Raw genomic sequence first — 18,617 nt, 5'->3', positions numbered from 1 at the left:
GGGCCTGGCGGCTCGCCGCGTCCGACACCGCCGTCGTCGCGCAGGGGCATGCAGCCGCGCTGCCCGGGCGGGACGCCGCCGTCGTGCGCGCCGAGCGGCCGGACGGCTGGCTGCCCGGGTTCCTCGACGCGATCGAGTGGGCCTGGCTCGACGGGGGCAGCCTCGGCGACGAGGGCCCGGGGCGCGGCTGGATCCGGATGCGGGTCCCGCTCGTCGAGGGTGAGGATCCGAGCCCGGCGCAGCGGCTGATGGTCGCCGCGGACTGTGCGAACGGGCTCGCCGCACCGCTGGACGTGACGCGCTGGCTGTTCGTCAACACCGAGCTGACGGTGCACCTGCACCGGGCCCCGGCCGGCGAGTGGATCGGCGTCGACGCCGCGACCGTCGTCGGGCCGGACGGGCTGGGCACCTGCTCGGCCACCCTGTTCGACGACGACGGGCACACCGGCCGGATCGCCCAGGCCCTGACCGTCCGGGCCCGCTAGCCGTACGGCCGCCGGCACCGCCCCGGCCGCACGACGGCGGCCCGCCACCGGAGTCACCGGGGCGGGCCGCCGTGGGGGGAACGGACGTCGGACGGGGTGGGCTCAGTGGCCGTTGACCGTCATCGCGCGGCAGGACCGGATCTCCGAGGTGAGGATCGCGGTGGCGCCGATGTCGGCGAGCTTGTCCATCACGCGGTTCGTGTCCTTGGTGCGCACCATCGTGCGGACCGCGACCCAGCCCTTCTTCGACAGCGGCGAGACCGTCGGCGCCTGCAGGCCCGGTGCGACCTTCTCCACGGCCTCCAGCAGCCCCTCCGGGCAGTCGAAGTCCATCATCAGGTACTCGCGGGCCACGACGACGCCCTGCAGCCGGTCGGCGAAGACCTTCTTCAGGCGGGTGGTCTCGGCGTCCTCGGCGCGGTCGTGCCGCTTCTCCCGCTCGATGAGCGTGGCCTGCGAGGTGGCGATGGCCTCGCCGATGATCTGCAGACCGTGCTGGCGCAACGTGCGCCCGGAGGACACGACGTCGGCGATCGCGTCGGCCAGACCCAGCTGGATGGAGATCTCCACCGCGCCGTCGAGCTTCACGATCTCCGCGCCGATCCGCTTGCCGGAGAGGTACGAGCGGACCAGACGGGGGTAGGACGTCGCGATCTTGCGGCCGTCGAGGTCCTCGATCTTCCAGTCGGCGTCGGCCGGGGCCGCGAAGTGGAACCGCGACTTGCCGAAGCCGAGCGGGATGATCTCCTGGGTCTGGCTGCCCGACTCCTCCATGAGGTCGAAGCCGGTGACGCCCAGATGCAGGTCACCCTTGCCGACGTAGGTCGCGATGTCCTTCGGCCGCAGGTAGAAGAACTCGATCTCGTTCTCGTCGTCGACCACGCTGAGGTCGCGCGAGTCGGTCCGCTGGCGGTACCCCGCCTCGCGCATCATCGTCGCGGCGGGCTCGGCCAGGGTGCCCTTGTTCGGCAGTGCCACGCGGAGCATTTCCGCTCTCCTGACGGTCGTCGTCGGTGGTGGTGTCGGTGGGTCGGGTCGACCTACAGATGCTTGTACACGTCCTCGAGGGTGAGCCCCCGCTGGAGCATGATCACCTGCAGCCGGTACAGCAGCTGCGAGATCTCCTCGGCCAGCTCGTCGTCGCCCTGGTACTCGGCGGCGATCCAGACCTCACCGGCCTCCTCGAGCACCTTCTTGCCCTGGGCGTGCACCCCGGCGTCCAGCGCGGCGACGGTCCCCGAACCGGCCGGCCGCTCCTGGGCCTTGGCCTGCAGCTCGGCGAACAAGTCGTCGAATGTCTTCACGGGTACCAGTGTGAACGGTGACCCACGCCGCACGCCGGGCGCATCCGGGGCGGTAAGCCGTGTGGGCAACGGACCGCGCCGGATGGTTCACCCGGAGTGAGCAAGACCAGGTCGGGGTGCCGCTCGTCGCCGCGAACGGCCCGCTCACACCGGCCCTTGGGCCGTTCAGCGGGCCCGGACCTCCGCGAGGACCGCCCCGAGCTCGGCCGGCCCGATCCCGGCGAGGGTCTCGCGCAGCACCCGGCGCGGACCGGCGGGCACCTCGAGCTCACAGGGCACCACCAGCACCGCGCAGCCGGCCCGCTCGGCCGACAGCGCACCCGTCGGCGAGTCCTCCACCGCGACGCAGTCGCGCGGTTCGACCCCGAGCAGCTCGGCGCCGCGCCGATAGGGCTCGGGCTGCGGCTTGGGCTCGCGCACCTCGTCGCCGGGCACGACGGCGGCGAAGTGCTCCCGGCCCAGGGTCCCCAGCGCCCGCTCCACCAGCACCCGGATGGTGTTGGTGACGAGCGCGGTCGGGATGCCCGCCTCGCGCAGGGCGCCGAGCAGCTCCCGGGCACCGGGCCGCCACGGCACGCCGTGGGAGAACAGCTCCCCGGCGCGGTCGTAGAGCCACTCGCCGGTCTCGCGGTACTCGTCGGCGGGGATCGTGCCGGGGTCGCGCCCGGCCTCCCGGAAGCAGATCCGCAGCGACGAGTCGAGCGAGCCGCCGACGGACTCCAGCCGGGCCTCGAGGCTCAGCTCCGGGGCGCCGAGGTGCTTCATGAGGTCGTTGAGGGCGACCTCCCACACCTTCTCCGAGTCGATCAGCGTGCCGTCCATGTCCAGCAGCACGCCCGCGGGCCGGGTCGTCGTCGGCTCAGGCATCGGGGGTGTACCCCAGGTTCGGGCGCAGCCACTTCTCGACGACGGCGACGTCCACGCCGAGCCGGCCGGCGTAGTCGGCGACCTGGTCGGACCCGATCCGGCCGACGGTGAAGTACCGCGACTCCGGGTGGGCGAACATCATGCCGCTGACCGCGGCCGCCGGGGTCATGGCGAAGGACTCGGTGAGCCCCACGCCGGTCTCCTCGGCGCCCAGCAGGTCGAACAGCGGCCGCTTGAGCGTGTGGTCCGGGCAGGCCGGGTAGCCGAACGCGGGACGGATGCCCCGGAACCGCTCGGCGTGCAGGTCCTCGACGGCCTGGTTCGCGTCGGGCTCGAACCACTCGCGGCGGGCCTGCCGGTGGGCGTACTCGGCGAAGGCCTCGGCGAGCCGGTCGGCCAGCGCCTTCACCATGATCGCCTTGTAGTCGTCGAGCGCGGTCTCGAACTCGGCGGCCATGTCCTCGGCGCCGTGGATGGACACCGCGAACGCGCCGAGGTGGTCCCCGTCGGGCGCCACGTAGTCGGCGAGGCTGCGGTTGGCCCGCCCCTTCGGCTTGACGGTCTGCTGGCGCAGCATCGGCAGCCGCACGTCACCGCCGTCGGGGGAGATCACGATGTCCTCGCCCTCGGCGCGGGCCGGCCAGAAGCCGTAGACGCCGCGGGCGGTGAACCGGTCCTCGGCGATGATCTGGTCGAGCAGCGCGTTGGCGTCGTCGTAGAGCTCCTTGGCGACGGGCGAGTTCAGGATCTGCGGGAACTTGCCCTTCAGCTCCCAGGCCAGGAACAGGAACTGCCAGTCGATCAGCTCGCGGAGTTCGGCGATCGTGGGCTCGCACGGGCGGACCCCGGTGAACTCGGGGACGGGCAGCTCACCGAAGTCGATGCTCTCGCGGTTGGCGACGGCGTCGGCGAAGGGCAGCAGCGGCTTGGCCTGCCGGCCCTCGTGCTGCTCGCGCAGCCGCTGCTGGTCGGCGTCGTTGCGCCGGGACAGGACCTCGGCGCGGTCGTCGTCGAGCAGGTCCGACACGACCCCGACGACCCGGGAGGCGTCCAGGACGTGCAGGACGTCGCCCTGGTACTGCTGGGCGATCTTCACCGCGGTGTGCTGGCGGGAGGTCGTGGCCCCGCCGATGAGCAGCGGCAGCTTCAGGCCGCGCCGCTCCATCTCGGTGGCCACGCTCACCATCTCGTCGAGCGAGGGGGTGATCAGGCCGGACAACCCGACGACGTCGGCGCCCTCGGCGACGGCGGTGTCGAGGATGGTCTGCGCGGGCACCATCACGCCGAGGTCGATGACCTCGTAGCTGTTGCAGCCCAGCACGACCCCGACGATGTTCTTGCCGATGTCGTGCACGTCGCCCTTGACCGTGGCCATGACGACCTTGCCGTGCCCGCGGGCGTCGATCTCGCCGCGGGCCTTGGCCTCCTCCTTCTCCTTCTCCATGAAGGGCTCGAGGTAGGCGACGGCGCGCTTCATGACGCGGGCGGACTTCACGACCTGGGGCAGGAACATCTTGCCGTCGCCGAACAGGTCGCCGACGACCTTCATGCCGTCCATCAGCGGGCCCTCGATGACGTCGAGCGGCCGCGTGGCCTGCGCGCGGGCCTCCTCGGTGTCGGCCTCGACGAAGTCGACGATGCCGTGCACGAGCGCGTGCGACAGGCGGGCGCGGACGTCGGCCTCCCGCCAGGACAGGTCGACCTTGCGCTGGGTGCCCTCGCCCTTGAACCGGTCGGCGTTCTCCACGAGCCGGTCGGTGGCGTCGGGGCGGCGGTTGAACAGGACGTCCTCGACCATCTCGAGCAGGTCGGCCGGGATGTCCTGGTAGACCGCGAGCTGGCCGGCGTTGACGATCCCCATGTCCAGGCCGGCCTTGATGGCGTGGAACAGGAAGGCCGAGTCCATGGCCTCGCGGACGACGTTGTTGCCGCGGAAGGCGAAGGACAGGTTCGAGACACCACCGGAGATGTGGGCGCCGGGGCAGCGCTCCTTGATCCGCGGGCAGGCCTCGATGAAGTCCTTCGCGTAGTCGTTGTGCTCCTCCATGCCGGTGGCGATGGCGAGGATGTTCGGGTCGAAGATGATGTCGTGCGGGTCGAGCCCGGCCTTCTCGACGAGCAGGTCGTAGGCGCGGCCGCAGATCTCGACCTTGCGGTCGGCGGTGTCGGCCTGGCCGGTCTCGTCGAAGGCCATGACCACCACGCCCGCGCCGTAGGCCTTGACCTTGCGGGCCTGCTCCAGGAAGGGCTCCTCGCCCTCCTTGAGGCTGATCGAGTTGACGACGCCCTTGCCCTGCACGCACTGCAGGCCCGCCTCGATCACCGACCACCGCGAGCTGTCGATCATGATCGGCAGTCGGGCGACCTCGGGCTCGGTGGCCAGCAGGTTGAGGAAGGTGCGCATCTCGTCGGCGGACTCGAGCAGGTCGGCGTCCATGTTGACGTCGAGCATGTTCGCGCCGCCGCGGACCATGTCCAGCGCGACGTCGAGCGCGCCGTTGTAGTCCTTCGACTCGATGAGCCTGCGGAACCGCTTGGAGCCGGTGACGTTGGTCCGCTCACCGATCATCACGAACCCGGTGTCGGGGCCGATCTCGAAGCGCTCCAGGCCGGAGAAGCGGGTGCGCTGCGGGGCCTCGGTCGGCACCCGCGGCGGCAGCCCCTTGACCCGGTCGGCGATGTGGCGGATGTGCTCCGGCCCGGTGCCGCAGCAGCCGCCGACGATGTTCACCAGCCCGGACTCGGCGAACTCCTTGAGGAAGTCCGCGGTCTGCTCGGGGGTCTCGTCGTAGCCGCCGAAGGCGTTCGGCAGGCCCGCGTTGGGGTAGGTCGCGACGAACGCGTCGCTGATCTCGGCGAGCGCGACGGCGTGCGGGCGCATCTCGTCGGCGCCCAGCGCGCAGTTCAGCCCGACGACGAGCGGCGCGGCGTGGCGCACGGAGGTCCAGAACGCGTCGACGGTCTGCCCGGACAGGGTGCGCCCGGAGCGGTCGACGATGGTCACCGAGATCCACACCGGAAGGTGCGGGGCGACGTCGTGCGCGGCCTGCAACGCGGCTTTCGAGTTCAACGTGTCGAAGATGGTCTCGATCAGCAGGACGTCGACGCCGCCGGAGTCCAGCGCGGCGATCTGCTGGGCGTAGGAGTCGTAGACCTGCTCGTAGGACACCGCACGGTAGGCGGGGTCGTCGACCTTCGGCGACAGCGACAGCGTGACGTTCAGCGGACCGATGGAGCCGGCCACCCACTTGGGCTCGCCGGTGGCCTTCTCGGCCTCGTCGGCGGCCTCGCGGGCCAGCCGCGCCGCGGCCACGTTCATCTCGTCGACCTTCGACTCCAGGCCGTAGTCCGCCTGGCCGATCGTGGTCGCGGTGAAGGTGTTGGTCGTCGTCAGGTCGGCGCCCGCGTCGAAGTAGTTGCGGTGCGCCTGGAGGATCAGGTCCGGACGGGTGAGGTTGAGCAGGTCCGGGTCGCCGTTGGTGTCCTTGGGGTGGCCGTGCAGCCAGTCCGCGGAGTAGTCCTCCGGGGTCAGGCCGAGGCCCTGGATGACGGTGCCCCACGCCCCGTCGATGACGCCGATGCGCCGACCCAGCAGCTCCGTCAGCTGCTCGGTCCGCCGGGCCGCTCGATCGACCCGTTCGGGGTCGATCGGGCGGGTCGTGCTGTGGTCGTCCGAAGAGATGCCCACCGAGTGATCCGCTCCCGTCGTAGCTGACACGATCAACCACGGTACCTGGTGACGGGGAGGGAACCCGGCCGTGCGCCCGCGGGGTCGTAGGCTGGGGCGATGACCGACCGAGAGCCGAGCACCACGGGCGGCGACAGCACTCCGCACCTGGTCGACCCGGTCCTCATCGCGGCGTTCGAGGGCTGGAACGACGCCGGTGAGGCCGCGAGCACCGCGCTGGAGCACCTCGAGCTCAGCTGGGACGCGAAGCCTCTGACCTCGATCGATCCCGAGGAATACTACGACTTCCAGGTCACGCGCCCGCACGTCAAGCTCTCCGACGGCGTCACCCGGCGGATCGAGTGGCAGACCACGCGGCTGTCGTGGGCGACGCTGCCGGGCACCGACCGGCATGTCGTCCTGGTGAACGGGATCGAGCCGAACCTGCGCTGGAAGACGTTCTGCGCGGAACTGGTGGGCCACGCGGAGCGTCTCGGCGTGACGAAGGTCATCACATTGGGAGCCCTGCTCACCGAGGTCCCGCACACCCGACCGACGCCGGTGAACGGCACCTCCTGGGACGCGGAGTCGCAGAAGGCGATGGGCACCGAGCCGTCGAACTACGAGGGCCCGACCGGGATCGTCGCGGTCTTCCAGCAGGCCTGCGTGCAGGCCGGCATCCCGGCCGTCTCCTACTGGGCCGAGGTGCCGCACTACGTCTCGCAGGCCCAGGTCCCGAAGGCCGCGGTCGCGCTGCTGCACCGGATCGAGGAGTCCCTCGACGTCGAGGTGCCGCTCGGCGTCCTGCCGGAGAAGGCCGAGGAGTGGGAGCGGACCGTGTCGGAGATGGCCGACGCCGACGACGAGGTCCGCGAGTACGTGCGCCAGCTGGAGGAGCAGGCCTCGGAGTCCGACGACGAGGAGGCCCGCACCGAGCTGCGCGAGACCTCCGGGGACTCCATCGCGGCGGACTTCGAGCGCTACCTGCGCCGCCGCGGCCCCAACTCCTGACGGGCCGCGGCTCGTGGTGGCGCTGCGCCGGGCGGCGCTGTACCTGGGCGCCTTCCTCGGGCCCTTCGGCGGTGGCCTGACCGCGGCGATGCTGCCGGAGCTGGGCGCCGACTTCGGCGTCCCGACGGCGACGGCGTCGGTGTCGATCACCGCGTACCTGCTGCCGTTCGCCGGGGTCATGCTCGTCTCGGGCACCCTCGGAGACCGCTGGGGACGGGGGCGCACCGTCGTCGCCGGGTACGCGCTCTACGTCGTCGCCTCGCTGGCCTGCGTGCTGGCGGTGTCCTGGCCGGTCTTCCTGGCCGGGCGGGCGCTGCAGGGTGTCGCGAACGCGTTCACCACCCCGGTTCTGCTGGCGGCGCTGGCCGCCGCGGTGGAGCCGGACCGGCTCGGCCGGGCGCTGGGCTGGTTCGGGTCGCTGCAGGCGGCCGGGCAGACCTCGGCGCCGCTGGTGGGCGGGCTGGGCGCCGAGGTGGACTGGCGGCTGGCGTTCGGCGGAGCCGCCGCCGTGGCTCTGCTGCTCGCCGTCGTGGGCATCCCGTCCGGCGAGTCCCGGGGGCACGCCGGGGAACGCCCCCGGCTGCGGTCGGCCTGGACCGGGCCGGTGCTGCGGCTGGGGCTCGTCGCCGGGCTGGGCTGGGGCTGCCTCGCCGGGCTCAACTTCCTGCTCGCGCTGCGGCTGGAGGAGTTCTTCGGGCTCGGTGCCGGGCCGCGTGGGCTGGTGCTGACCGCGCTCGGCATCGCCGGGATCCTCACCGCTCGGCTGATCGGTGGCGCGGTGGACCGGGTCGGGCCGCGGCGCTGCGTCCTGACCGGCGCGATCGGCGGCGGGGTGCTGGTCGCCCTGATCGGCGCCGTGCCGGTGCTGGGCGTCGTCGTGGCGCTCTGGGCACTGGGCGGGATCTGCAGCCAGCTGATCCTCGTCGGGGTGAACGCCCTGGTCCTGGGGTCGGGCAGACCGAACAGCGGCGGCGCGGTGTCGGTGGTGCAGGCGGTGCGCTTCGCCGGGACCGCGGCGTCGCCGGTGGTGGTCACGCCGGTCTACCACGCAGATCCGCTGGCGGGATTCCTCGTGCCGGCGGCGCTGCTCGCCGCGGGGGTGCCGACGGTGCTCACCGGGGTCCGCACCCGGCGCCGCCCGGACGGATCCGGGCCCCCGGAACCGTCCTGACCCGGCCCGGGACGCACCGATCGTCCCGACGGGCCGGGACGGATCGACCCTCCCGGCCGGGACCCGGGTGTGGCGCACCGGGTCGACGCCGCGGACCGGGCACGCGCGGCGGGTCTCGGTCCCTGACCGGGCGAGCCGGTCAGTGCCGCGCGGCGTGCGCCCGCAGGTCGTCGAGGTCGACCCACTCGAGGGTGCGGGCGTGCGTCGCCTCGAGCACCACCGGCGGTGCGGCGCCCTCCCGCAGCGCCTCGGCCCAGCGGCTCGCGCACAGGCACCACCGGTCCCCCGGCACCAGGCCGGGGAACCCGAACCGCGGGTTCGGGGTCGTCAGGTCGTTGCCCTGCTCGCGGGAGAAGTCGAGGAACTCGGCGGTGACGCGGGCGCAGACGGTGTGCACGCCCGCGTCCTCGCCCCCGGTGTCGCAGCATCCGTTGCGGTAGAAGCCGGTGAGCGGATCGGTCCCGCAGGTCTCCAGCTCACCGCCCAGCACGTTGAGGGCCATCCGTGGAGTCTCCCGGCCGGGCGCCCGCCCTGCCGGTCGGGACGGGTACCGGACCGGCTACAGGGTCACCCCGAGCAGCGCGTCCAGCGCGGTGCGCACCTGCTGCGGGGCCGCGGTGTCGGTACCGCGGCGGGTGAGCGCCTCCTCGGCCCAGGCGTCGACGGCGGCGAGCGCACCGGGGGTGTCGAGGTCGTCGGCGAGGTGGGTCCGCAGCTTCGCGACCAGCTCGGCCGCGTCCGGCCCGGCGTCGAGGCCGACGGCCTCGCGCCAGCGGGTCACCCGTCGGTCGCCCTTCGCGTGCACCTCGTCGGTCCAGGACCGGTCGGTGCGGTAGTGCCCGTCGAGCAGGGCGACCCGGATGACGTTCGGGTCCACGCGGGCGTTGCGCAGCTTGGAGACGAAGACCAGGTTGCCCTTGGACTTCGACATCTTCTCGCCGTCGAGGCCGATCATGCCGGTGTGCACGTAGTGCCGGGCGAACGGGTGCTCACCGGTGAGGGACTCGGTGTGCAGGGCGCCGCACTCGTGGTGCGGGAAGATCAGGTCCGAGCCGCCGCCGTTGAGGTCGATCTGCGGGCCGAGCCGGTTCAGGCCGATCGCGGCGCACTCCACGTGCCAGCCGGGGCGACCGCGGCCGAGGCCGGAGTCCCAGGCGGGCTCGCCGGGGCGCGCGGTGCGCCACAGCAGCGGGTCGAGCCGGTTGCGCTTGCCCGGCCGGTCCGGGTCGCCGCCGCGCTCGGCGGAGAACCTCAGCATGGTGTCGAGGTCGTAGTTCGACTCGTAGCCGAAGTGCCCGGTGGCGGTCACGTCGTGGTAGACGTCGGGGTACTCCGGGTCGTCGATCCGGTAGGCCGCGCCGGCGGCGACGAGCTTCTCGACCAGCTCGGCGATCTCGGGGATCGCCTCGACGGCACCGACGAACTGGCGGGGCGGCAGAACGCGCAGCGCCTCCATGTCCTCGCGGAACAGGGCGGTCTCGCGCAGGCCCAGCACGACCCAGTCGTCCTGGTCGCGCTCGGCGCGCTCCAGCAGCGGCTCGTCGATGTCGGTGACGTTCTGGACGTAGTGCACGTCGTGGCCGAGGTCGCGCCAGTAGCGGTTGACCAGGTCGAACGTCAGGTAGGTGGCGGCGTGGCCGAGGTGGGTCGCGTCGTAGGGGGTGATCCCGCAGACGTACATCGTCGCGACCGGGCCCGGCGCCGTGGGCCGGACCCGGCCGGTGGCGGTGTCGTGCAGGCGCAGCGGCGGGCCGCTGCCCTCCAGTGCCGGGACGTCGGTCGGGGCCCAGGTCTCCATGCGGTCAAACCTACCTAGCTCTCGGAAGCGGTCACGCATGCGAACGCGCGGCGTCCGTCGCAGATTCCGGTGCGGGACGGGGTGCCGGTCACCACCACTCGACGTCGAGCTTGGCCTCGATGTCGCGGACGTGCCTGCGTGCGCAGGCCGGGCACAGCCGGCCGTCGCGGTCGCGCTCGTCGCGGTCGGTCGCCCAGCCCGCGACGGCGGCGACCCCGGCGTCGTCGGGACCGGGGGCGTCGCAGAGACGGCAGGCGGACGGCGTCACGCCCGCGATGGTGCTCCGGCGGCCTGGTCGGTGTCGAGCGCCGCGCGGCGCCGGCCGACCCGGTCGGCGATCATCGCGCACGCCATCAGCTGGATCTGGTGGAACAGCATGAGCGGCAGCACCACCAGCGCCCCGGCGGGGCCGCCGAACAGCACACCGGCGATCGGCAGCCCGCTGGCCAGCGACTTCTTCGACCCGCAGAACACGATCGCGATGCGGTCGGCGTCGTCGAAACCGAGCGCGCGGGCCCCGAGCGAGGTCACCACGAGCGCCAGCGCGAGCAGCACCAGGCAGATCCCGAGCAGCACGAGCAGCGAGACCGGGGTGAGCCGTCCCCAGATCCCGGCGACGACGCCCTCGCTGAACGCGGCGTAGACGACGAGCAGGATCGACCCGCGGTCCACCAGCGACAGACGCTTCTTGTGCCGGGCCACGAACCGGCCGATGAGCGGCCGTGCGGCCTGCCCGGCGAGGAAGGGCACCAGCAGGCGCAGCGCGATGTCACCGAAGCTCGACGCGTCGAACCCGCCGCTGGTGGCCAGCAGCAGCGCGGCCAGCACAGGGGTGAGGACCACCCCGAGCACGTTCGACACCGACGCCGCGACGATCGCGGCGGGCACGTTGCCGCGGGCGATGCCGGTGAAGGCGATCGAGGACTGCACGGTCGACGGCAGACAGCACAGGAACACGACGCCGGCGGCGAGCGGCGCGGGCAGCAGCCACTCCGGCAGCAGCAGCACCGACAGGCCGAGTAGTGGGAACAGCACGAACGTCGCCGCCAGGACGGTGCCGTGCAGCCGCCAGTTCCGCAGCCCGCCCAGCGCCTCGGCGGCGGAGAGGCGGGCGCCGTAGAGGAAGAACAGCAGGGCGATCGCGGCGGTGACGGCGACGTCGACGACCCCGACCATCGCGCCGCGCGCGGGGAACAGCGACGCGACGCCGACGGTCACGAGGAGCAACACCAGGAACGGATCGGGACGGACTCGCATGGGTTCCATCCTGCAAGCCGTCCGCCCATCGGGAAACCAACTGATCACCATGACTGTGTCCGCGATCTATGATGACCGGATGCTCGACCCCGTCCAGCTGCGGTCGTTCGCCGCCGTCGCGCGTGCCCGCAGCTTCACCCGGGCCGCCGCCACGCTCGGCGTCGGACAGTCCACCGTGAGCCAGCACGTGCGGCGCCTGGAGGCGACGGTCGGCCGCCCGCTGCTCGACCGCGACACCCACTCGGTGTCGCTCACCGTCGACGGCGAGGCGATGCTGGAGTTCGCCGCCACCATCCTCGACGCGGGTGACCGGGCGATGGCCCACTTCCGGGCGTCGCGGGTGCACGGCCGGGTGCGGTTCGGGGTGTCGGAGGACCTGGTCCTGACCCGGCTGCCCGCGGTGCTCGCGGACTTCCGCCGCCGCCACCCCGAGGTCGACCTGGAGCTGACCGTCGGTCTGGCCGGCGGGCTCGAACACCGCCTCGACGCCGGGGAGCTGGACCTGATGTTCGCCAAGCGCCTCCCCGGCCCCGACGACGGCCGGCTGGTCGTCCGCCGCGACCGCTTCGTCTGGGTCGGGGCGCCCGGACTTCCTCTCGGCCCCGGCGACCCGGTACCGGTCGTCGCCTACCCCCCGCCGAGCCTGTCGCGCACCGCCGCCGTCGGGGCCCTGGAGGCGGTCGGGCGGCCGTGGCGGATGGCCTGCACCAGCGGCAGCCTGTCCGGCCTGCGGGCCGCCGCCCTCGCCGGTCTGGGTGTGCTCGCGCACGCCGCGACGCTGGTCCCCGACGGGCTGGAGGTCGTCGGGGACCGTGCCGGGCTGCCCGAGCTGGGCCCGGTCGAGCTGGTGCTCGCGCACGGACGGCGGCGCAGCGACCCGGCCGAGGCGCTGGTCCGCAGCATCCGCACCGCAGACCTCCGTCCGGAGTCGTGGACACCCCCGAACGGCGGCTAGGGTCCCGGGCCGTGCGCCGCCTGCCGATCGTCCTGCTGCTCGCGATGCTGGTCGCCGGGTGCGGTTCGCCCGCCGCACCGGGGTCCCCGACGCTGGACCGGGTCGCGTCGTCGCACGTGCTGCGGGTCTGCTCCACCGGGGACTACCGGCCGCTGACCGCACTGGCCGCGGACGGCACCTGGTCCGGGATCGACGTCGACATGGCCCGCGACCTCGCCGCCGAGCTCGGTGCTCGCGCGGAGCTGGTCCGCACGACCTGGGCGACCCTACTCGACGACGTCGTCGCCGGGCGCTGCGACATCGCCGTCGGTGGCGTCTCGGTCACCCCGGACCGCGCGGAGCGGGCCGTGTTCACCGAGCCCTACCTGCGCGACGGCAAGACGCCGATCGCGCGCTGCCCCGACGTCGCCCGCTACGGCACGGTCGCCGACATCGACCGGCCCGGCGTCCGGGTCGTGGTGAACCCGGGCGGGACCAACGAGCGCTTCGCCCGGGAGACCTTCACCCGCGCGACGATCGTGGACCACCCGGACAACTCCACGATCTTCGACGAGATCGTGGCCGGCCGCGCGGACCTGATGGTCACCGACGCGATCGAGACCCGCTGGCAGGCCGCACAGCACCCCGGGGTGCTCTGCGCGGTGCACCCCGACGCCCCGTTCACCACGTCGGAGAAGGCCTACCTGACCCCGGCCGGCGACCCGTCCTTCACCGAGCGGGTGAACACCTGGCTGCGCGCGGCGCGCACCGACGGCACCTGGGACCGCCTCGCCCGCCCCTGGCTCGGCTGAGTCCACACCCCCTGCCGGGCGGCCACACCCGTCACGCCAGGTGTGGCCGCCGGGGAACGGGTGTGGCTGTCGGCCCCCTGTGCGACGGTGCGGGCATGCGCATCGTGGTGACGACACCGACCGGCACCGTCGGCTCCCTGCTGGTGCGCCTGCTCGTACAGGCCGGGCTGCACCCGGTGGCCCTGCTCCGCGACCCGGCCCGGCTGCCCCCGGACCTCGCCGGGCTGGTCGAGCCGGTGGTCGCGGACCAGACCGACGCCGACGCCGTCGTCGGCGCCACGCTCGGCGCGGACCGGCTGTACTGGGTGAACCCGCCCGCACCGCCCGGCACCGACCCGCTCGCCCACCAGGGAGCCTGCGCCGCAGTCGTCGCGGAGGCCGTGCGCCGCAACGGGATCGGCGCGACGGTGCTGCAGAGCAGCGGTGGCGCGGAGCTGCGCCGCGGCGCCGGGGACATCGACGGCCTGGCCGCGACCGAGCAGGCGCTCGACGCGACCGGCGCCCCGGTGCTGCACCTGCGGTGCGGCTACTTCATGTCGAACCTGCTGATGTCGGCCGACGAGATCGCCGGCGGGACGCTGTCGACGCCGTGGCCGCTCGACCACCCGCTGCCCTGGGTCGCGCCCGGTGACGTCGCCGCCGTCGCCGCGGTGCGGCTGCTCGGGCCGGTGTGGTCGGGGCGGTTGGTGCAGGCCGTGCACGGGCCGGCGGACCTGACGTTCGACGACGCCGCGGCAGTGCTCACCGGGGTACTCGGCCACCCGGTCCGCGCGGCGCACCTGCCCCGCGACGGGTTCCGGTCGATGCTGGCCGGCCTCGGCATGACGGCACCGGAGATCGACGCGGTCGCCGGGATGGCCGAGCGTCTCTCGGCCCCCGGGTACCTCGCCGAGCAGCGCCGCGACGCGGTGTCGACGACCCCCACGACGCTGCGCGCCTGGGCCGCGGAACACCTGCCCCCCGGTCCCGCCTGATCCCACGGGTCCACCGGGTACCCGCAGCGTCCCGTCGTGTCCCACGGTGACCTGTCACGTGCCGCGGCGCCCCGTCGCGTACCGCGGCGACCCACGCGTGGGGTGCCGGGGCACGCGACGGGTCGCCGCGCGGTCAGCCGGTGCGGCGGCGCAGGTAGTCCGAGACCACCTCCGCGCCGAGGCCGTCGAGGTCGGGCTGCACCACCCGTCCCCCGGCGCGGCGCGCGAGCCGGTTCACGAACGACAGCAGCCCCGGGTCGTCACCGAGCACGAAGAACGTGAACGCCGCGTCCATCCCGATCAGCCGGTCCAGGCCGTCCACCGTCGCCCGCAGCGTGTGCGGGCTGGGCGGGTAGTCGAAGAACGCCTCGCCGTCGGGTTCCAGGTGCGCGGTCGGCTCGCCGTCGGTCACCACCAGGACGACCGGCGTCGCGTCGGGCTGGCGGGCCAGCCGCTCCCGGGCCAGGAGCAGCGCGTGGTGCAGGTTGGTGCCCTGCATGTACACGCCCTCCAGCCCGATCAGCTCGGCCAGGTCCACGGTCTGCGCGTGCCGCCCGAAGGTGATCAGCGACAGGTCGTCGCCGCGGAACCGGGTGGAGATGAGCTGGTGCAGCGCCAGCGCGGTGCGCTTCATCGGCACCCAGCGCCCCTCGGCCACCATCGACCACGACGTGTCGACCAGCAGCGTCACCGCAGCCCGGGTGCGCTGCTCGGTCTCCACGATCTCGACGTCGGACACGTCGAGTGCCCGGTCGTCGCCGCCGGCGCGGCGCAGCTGGGCGTTGAGCAGCGTCCGCGGCACCGACCAGGCCTGGGTGTCGCCGAAGGCCCACGGCCGGGTCGACCCGGTCGCGTCGCCCGCCGCCCCGGCACGCCGGGTGTCGCGCTGCCCCTGCCGCCCGGAGATCCGGTCGGCGACGTCGCGCAGCACCGACTGCCCGAGTGTCCGCAGCGCCTTGGGCGAGAGCATCAGCGAGCCGTCGGGGGCGCGGCGGAACAGGTCCTGGCGCTGCAGCTCGCGTTCCAGCTCGGCCAGGGTACGGGCGTCGGCGGCGGCCTCCGGGCCGAGCATCTCGGTGAGCGCGTCGAGGTCGATGTCCTCCATGCGCGCGCCCGGGTAGCTCTGCGCGAGCTGTTCGGCCAGGGCGTCGAGCTGCCCCAGCTCCTCCATCGCGCGGGTCGCCTCGCCCATGCCCATCGGGTTCTCACCGCGGAAGTCGCCCTCCCCCGACCAGTCCTCGCCCGGGCGCAGACCCTGCAGCTGGGCGTCGAGCCGGGCCAGCGACTCCGACAGCCGCGGGTCACCGAACGCCTGCTGGGCCAGCTCGGCCAGCTCGGCGCGCTGCTCGGCCGACATCGAGTTCATCATCCGCTGGGCCGCGGCGGCCCGGGCGGCGAGCGCGTCGACCAGCTCCTCGGTGTTCTGCGGGTTCTCCGGGAAGTGCTCGCCGTGCTTGCCCATGAACTCGGCGAACTGCTCGGTGGTGTCCTCGCCGCGGGCGTGCCGGTCGAGCAGGTCGTTGAGGTCGTCGAGCATCGCGTTGATCCGCTCGACGTCCTCCGGGGTGGCGTTCTGCATGGCCTGCTTCATGCCCTCGAAGCGCTGGTCGAGCAGCTCCCGGCCGAGCAGGTCGCGGATCTCCTGGTAGGCCTCGCGGGCGTCGGAGGAGCGCCAGTCGTACTCATTCAGCTCCCGCACCGAGCCGCCGGTGTCGGGCGGCAGGGCGTCGAGCTGCATCTCGCGGAACCGCGCGTCGTCGGAGTCCTCGTTGCCCAGCGCCTCGCGCTCGGCGTCGAGGGCCCGTTGCAGCAGCTCACGGACCTCCTGCAGCGTCCCGTCGATGCGGTTGTCGCGCTGCAGGTCCCGGCGCCGCTCCCACACTCGGCGGGTGAGGTCGTCGAGCCCGCGCCGCCCGTCGAGGCCACGACGGAGCAGCTCCTGCAGCGCCTGACGCGGCGAGGAGCCCTCCATGACGTCGCGGCCGATCTGGTCCATCGCCGCCCGGATGTCGTACGGCGGCGCCAGCGGGTCGGGCCCGCCGGCGTAGGGGCCGTAGGCGTACCGGCGGCGACGACGCCGGGGATCAGCCATACGACACCGTGTCACCGTCGTCGGACTCATCCTTGGCCAGCTTGCGGGTCAGGAACAGGTACTCCAGCGCCAGCTCCGCGGCCGAGGCCATCGGGCCCGGGTCCTCGGTGCCCGCGGCGCCGAGCTTCGCGGCGATCTCGGTCAGCGCGTCGACCCGCGGCAGGGCGGCGACGACGTCGCGGGCGGGGATGCGCTCGCCGGTGCGGACCGGGCGGGTGGACACCTCCACGGCCAGCTCGTCGAGGTCGACGCCGCGCAGCGCGAAGCGGGCGGTGTCGGCGGTCGCGCGGCGCAGCAGGTGCTCGAGCACCTCGTCCTCGCGGCCCTCCTCCCCCGACGCGAACTCGATCTTGCCGCGGAGCACGGCCGGGACCGACTCCAGGTCGACCGGGCGGGCGTAGGCCGTCTCCTCGCCGGTCAGCGCGGCACGGCGCAGCGCCGCGGCGGCGACGGTCTCGGCCGCGGCCACGGCGAACCGGGCCGATACCCCCGAGCCCTGGTCGACCGCGGACGAGTCGCGCAGGTGCCGGGTGAACCGGGCGACGACCTCGAGCAGGTGCCGCGGCACCTCGGCGACGAGGTCGGCCTCCTGCGCGACGAGCTCGACCTCGGGGGCCAGCTCCAGCGGGTAGTGGGTGCGGACCTCGGCGCCGAACCGGTCCTTGAGCGGGGTGATGATCCGCCCGCGGTTGGTGTAGTCCTCGGGGTTCGCACTGGCCACGAGCAGCACGTCCAGCGGCAGCCGCAGCGTGTAGCCGCGGACCTGGATGTCGCGCTCCTCCATCACGTTGAGCAACGCGACCTGGATGCGTTCGGCCAGGTCGGGCAGCTCGTTGATGGCGACGATGCCGCGATGGGACCGCGGGACGAGCCCGAAGTGGATGGTCTCGGGGTCGCCCAGCGAGCGGCCCTCGGCGACCTTGACCGGGTCGACGTCGCCGATCAGGTCGGCGACCGAGGTGTCGGGCGTGGCGAGCTTCTCGGTGTAGCGGTGGTCGCGGTGCACCCAGGCGACCGGCAGGTCGTCGCCGAACTCGGCGGCGCGCCGGATCGAGGCGGGCACGATCGGCTCGTAGGGGTGCTCGCCGATCTCGGAGCCCTCGATGACGGGGGTCCACTCGTCGAGCAGGCCGGCCAGCGACCGCAGCAGGCGGGTCTTGCCCTGGCCCCGCTCACCGAGCAGGACGAGGTCGTGGCCGGCGAGCAGCGCCCGCTCGAGCTGCGGGACGACGGTGTCGTCGAAGCCGACGATGCCGGGCCAGGGGTCGCGGCCCTCGCGCAGGGCCGCCAGGAGGTTGTCGCGGATCTCGTGCTTCACGGGTCGCTGTACGTGACCGGACGCACGCAGCGCACCGACGGTACGGGGAAGGTCAGGTGTGACGGGCACGATCTCCACGCTACGCCCGGTTCCGGACTGCAGCGCGTCGTCGCGGAACCGTGTTCCGCGGACCGGACTAGAATCTGTCTGGTTGTACAGATAGTTTGTCGGTATGGCCGATCCCACCCCCGACGGGCGACGACGACGCGGCGCCGACACCCGTCGCGCGCTGGTGCGGGCCGCCGTCGACGTCGTCACCGCGCACGGCTTCGACCGGCTGACGCTGCGCCAGGTCGCGGACCGCGCCGGTGCGTCGGCCGCGTCGGCGACCTACCACTTCGGCACCCTCGACGCGCTGTTGGAGGCGGTCGCCGTCGAGCTGGAGCACGACGCCGTCGCACGGCTGGGCGAGCTGACCCGCCGGGCCCGCTCCGGTGACCTGACCCTGCTCGACGCCTGCACCGCCTACCTGGTCGACCTGCTCGGCCCCCGCCGCCCGGTGTTCCTGACCATGCTGGAGCTGCGCGTCCGCGTCGCCCGTGGCCACGGCGGCACCGCCACCGGCCCGGCCGCCGCGGAACCCGACGCGGCGCTGGTCGACCTCATCCAGGACCACGTCGGGAACCGGGAACGGGCCCGCGAGCTGTTCGCCGGGGTCTTCGGGCTGTCCGCGCTGGCCGTGTTCGCCCCCGTCCCGCCGGGCGAGCCCGAGCTGCGGGCCCGGATGGCCCGGCTGCTCGCCGGAGCCGGGCTCACCACCCACGACGACCACGCCGTCCCGCAGGAGACCCCGCACGAGACCCAGGAGGACCGGTTCCCGTGACCGCCACCCGATCCCCCGGCGCGCCCGACCGCGACGCCCTCGCCGCCCGTTTCGGGCCCCGGCGGGCCGACCTCGCGGTGCGCGCCCGGACCGCGGGCGACCCG

General features: G+C 73.5%; 17 protein-coding genes. 7 read left to right on the top strand and 10 right to left on the bottom strand.

Going from position 1 to position 18,617, the window contains the following annotated elements:
• On the top strand, positions 1 to 485 hold a 485-nt coding region (locus GTW08_RS20100; protein ID WP_161152378.1), incomplete at its 5' end, for a thioesterase family protein.
• Between the two features lie 102 nt (positions 486 to 587).
• Here the strand turns inward: GTW08_RS20100 and hisG are convergent.
• The 4 genes from hisG to metH form a co-directional block, all read right to left on the bottom strand.
• Entirely contained in the window at positions 588 to 1,472 is an 885-nt protein-coding gene (gene hisG / locus GTW08_RS20095) for an ATP phosphoribosyltransferase (protein ID WP_073574820.1), read from the bottom strand.
• A gap of 53 nt (positions 1,473 to 1,525) precedes the next feature.
• Entirely contained in the window at positions 1,526 to 1,789 is a 264-nt protein-coding gene (locus GTW08_RS20090; protein ID WP_062395155.1) for a phosphoribosyl-ATP diphosphatase, read from the bottom strand.
• A 165-nt stretch (positions 1,790 to 1,954) separates the two neighbouring features.
• Positions 1,955 to 2,656: an HAD family hydrolase gene (locus tag GTW08_RS20085; RefSeq protein ID WP_073574819.1), complete on the bottom strand. Its 702-nt coding sequence runs from the start codon at positions 2,654 to 2,656 to the stop codon at positions 1,955 to 1,957.
• Positions 2,649 to 6,305 (bottom strand): methionine synthase, encoded by a 3,657-nt coding sequence (gene metH / locus GTW08_RS20080; RefSeq protein ID WP_073575311.1) that lies wholly within the window; start codon positions 6,303 to 6,305, stop codon positions 2,649 to 2,651. The genes GTW08_RS20085 and metH overlap by 8 nt, the downstream gene beginning before the upstream one ends.
• A gap of 138 nt (positions 6,306 to 6,443) precedes the next feature.
• Here metH and GTW08_RS20075 point away from each other — a divergent pair, with 138 nt between their 5' ends.
• Together GTW08_RS20075 and GTW08_RS20070 are read left to right on the top strand one after the other, a co-directional pair.
• A complete protein-coding gene (locus GTW08_RS20075) occupies positions 6,444 to 7,334 on the top strand; it encodes a PAC2 family protein (protein WP_062395159.1) in 891 nt (296 codons plus the stop codon).
• A 13-nt stretch (positions 7,335 to 7,347) separates the two neighbouring features.
• On the top strand, positions 7,348 to 8,505 hold the full coding sequence (locus GTW08_RS20070) for an MFS transporter (RefSeq protein ID WP_073574818.1): 1,158 nt from the start codon (positions 7,348 to 7,350) through the stop codon (positions 8,503 to 8,505).
• 139 nt (positions 8,506 to 8,644) lie between these two features.
• On the opposite strand, the gene GTW08_RS20065 is transcribed toward GTW08_RS20070, so the two are convergent.
• From GTW08_RS20065 to GTW08_RS20050, 4 genes are all read right to left on the bottom strand, one after another.
• The gene (locus tag GTW08_RS20065; protein WP_073574817.1) at positions 8,645 to 9,007 is read right to left on the bottom strand and encodes a DUF2237 family protein; all 363 of its coding nucleotides are present in this window, start codon (positions 9,005 to 9,007) and stop codon (positions 8,645 to 8,647) included.
• A gap of 57 nt (positions 9,008 to 9,064) precedes the next feature.
• Complete coding sequence (gene mshC / locus GTW08_RS20060; RefSeq protein ID WP_073574816.1) at positions 9,065 to 10,303, bottom strand: cysteine--1-D-myo-inosityl 2-amino-2-deoxy-alpha-D-glucopyranoside ligase; 1,239 nt, start codon at positions 10,301 to 10,303, stop codon at positions 9,065 to 9,067.
• Between the two features lie 88 nt (positions 10,304 to 10,391).
• A complete protein-coding gene (locus tag GTW08_RS20055; RefSeq protein ID WP_073574815.1) occupies positions 10,392 to 10,571 on the bottom strand; it encodes a hypothetical protein in 180 nt (59 codons plus the stop codon).
• Positions 10,568 to 11,560: a bile acid:sodium symporter family protein gene (locus tag GTW08_RS20050; RefSeq protein ID WP_237454010.1), complete on the bottom strand. Its 993-nt coding sequence runs from the start codon at positions 11,558 to 11,560 to the stop codon at positions 10,568 to 10,570. The genes GTW08_RS20055 and GTW08_RS20050 overlap by 4 nt, the downstream gene beginning before the upstream one ends.
• 79 nt (positions 11,561 to 11,639) lie before the next feature.
• Here GTW08_RS20050 and GTW08_RS20045 point away from each other — a divergent pair, with 79 nt between their 5' ends.
• The 3 genes from GTW08_RS20045 to GTW08_RS20035 all read left to right on the top strand — a co-directional run bounded on the left by GTW08_RS20045 (position 11,640) and on the right by GTW08_RS20035 (position 14,280).
• A complete protein-coding gene (locus tag GTW08_RS20045; RefSeq protein WP_073575310.1) occupies positions 11,640 to 12,515 on the top strand; it encodes a LysR family transcriptional regulator in 876 nt (291 codons plus the stop codon).
• 44 nt (positions 12,516 to 12,559) lie between these two features.
• Complete coding sequence (locus GTW08_RS20040; protein WP_073575309.1) at positions 12,560 to 13,306, top strand: transporter substrate-binding domain-containing protein; 747 nt, start codon at positions 12,560 to 12,562, stop codon at positions 13,304 to 13,306.
• A 95-nt stretch (positions 13,307 to 13,401) separates the two neighbouring features.
• Positions 13,402 to 14,280, top strand: coding sequence for an NAD(P)H-binding protein (locus tag GTW08_RS20035; RefSeq protein WP_073574813.1), 879 nt, complete (start codon positions 13,402 to 13,404; stop codon positions 14,278 to 14,280).
• Between the two features lie 133 nt (positions 14,281 to 14,413).
• Here GTW08_RS20035 and GTW08_RS20030 read toward each other — a convergent pair whose 3' ends face one another.
• Complete coding sequence (locus GTW08_RS20030) at positions 14,414 to 16,372, bottom strand: vWA domain-containing protein (protein ID WP_073574812.1); 1,959 nt, start codon at positions 16,370 to 16,372, stop codon at positions 14,414 to 14,416.
• The gene (locus GTW08_RS20025) at positions 16,365 to 17,759 is read right to left on the bottom strand and encodes a sigma 54-interacting transcriptional regulator (RefSeq protein WP_073575308.1); all 1,395 of its coding nucleotides are present in this window, start codon (positions 17,757 to 17,759) and stop codon (positions 16,365 to 16,367) included. Before GTW08_RS20025 ends, GTW08_RS20030 begins: the two co-directional genes overlap by 8 nt.
• Positions 17,760 to 17,862: 103 nt before the next feature.
• Here GTW08_RS20025 and GTW08_RS20020 point away from each other — a divergent pair, with 103 nt between their 5' ends.
• Positions 17,863 to 18,513, top strand: coding sequence for a TetR/AcrR family transcriptional regulator (locus tag GTW08_RS20020; RefSeq protein WP_073574811.1), 651 nt, complete (start codon positions 17,863 to 17,865; stop codon positions 18,511 to 18,513).
• Positions 18,514 to 18,617 lie beyond the last annotated feature (104 nt).

The sequence above is a fragment of the Pseudonocardia sp. SID8383 genome (assembly GCF_009864975.1).
Lineage (GTDB): Bacteria > Actinomycetota > Actinomycetes > Mycobacteriales > Pseudonocardiaceae > Pseudonocardia > Pseudonocardia alni.
This window is presented reverse-complemented; position numbering and strand designations above follow the sequence as displayed.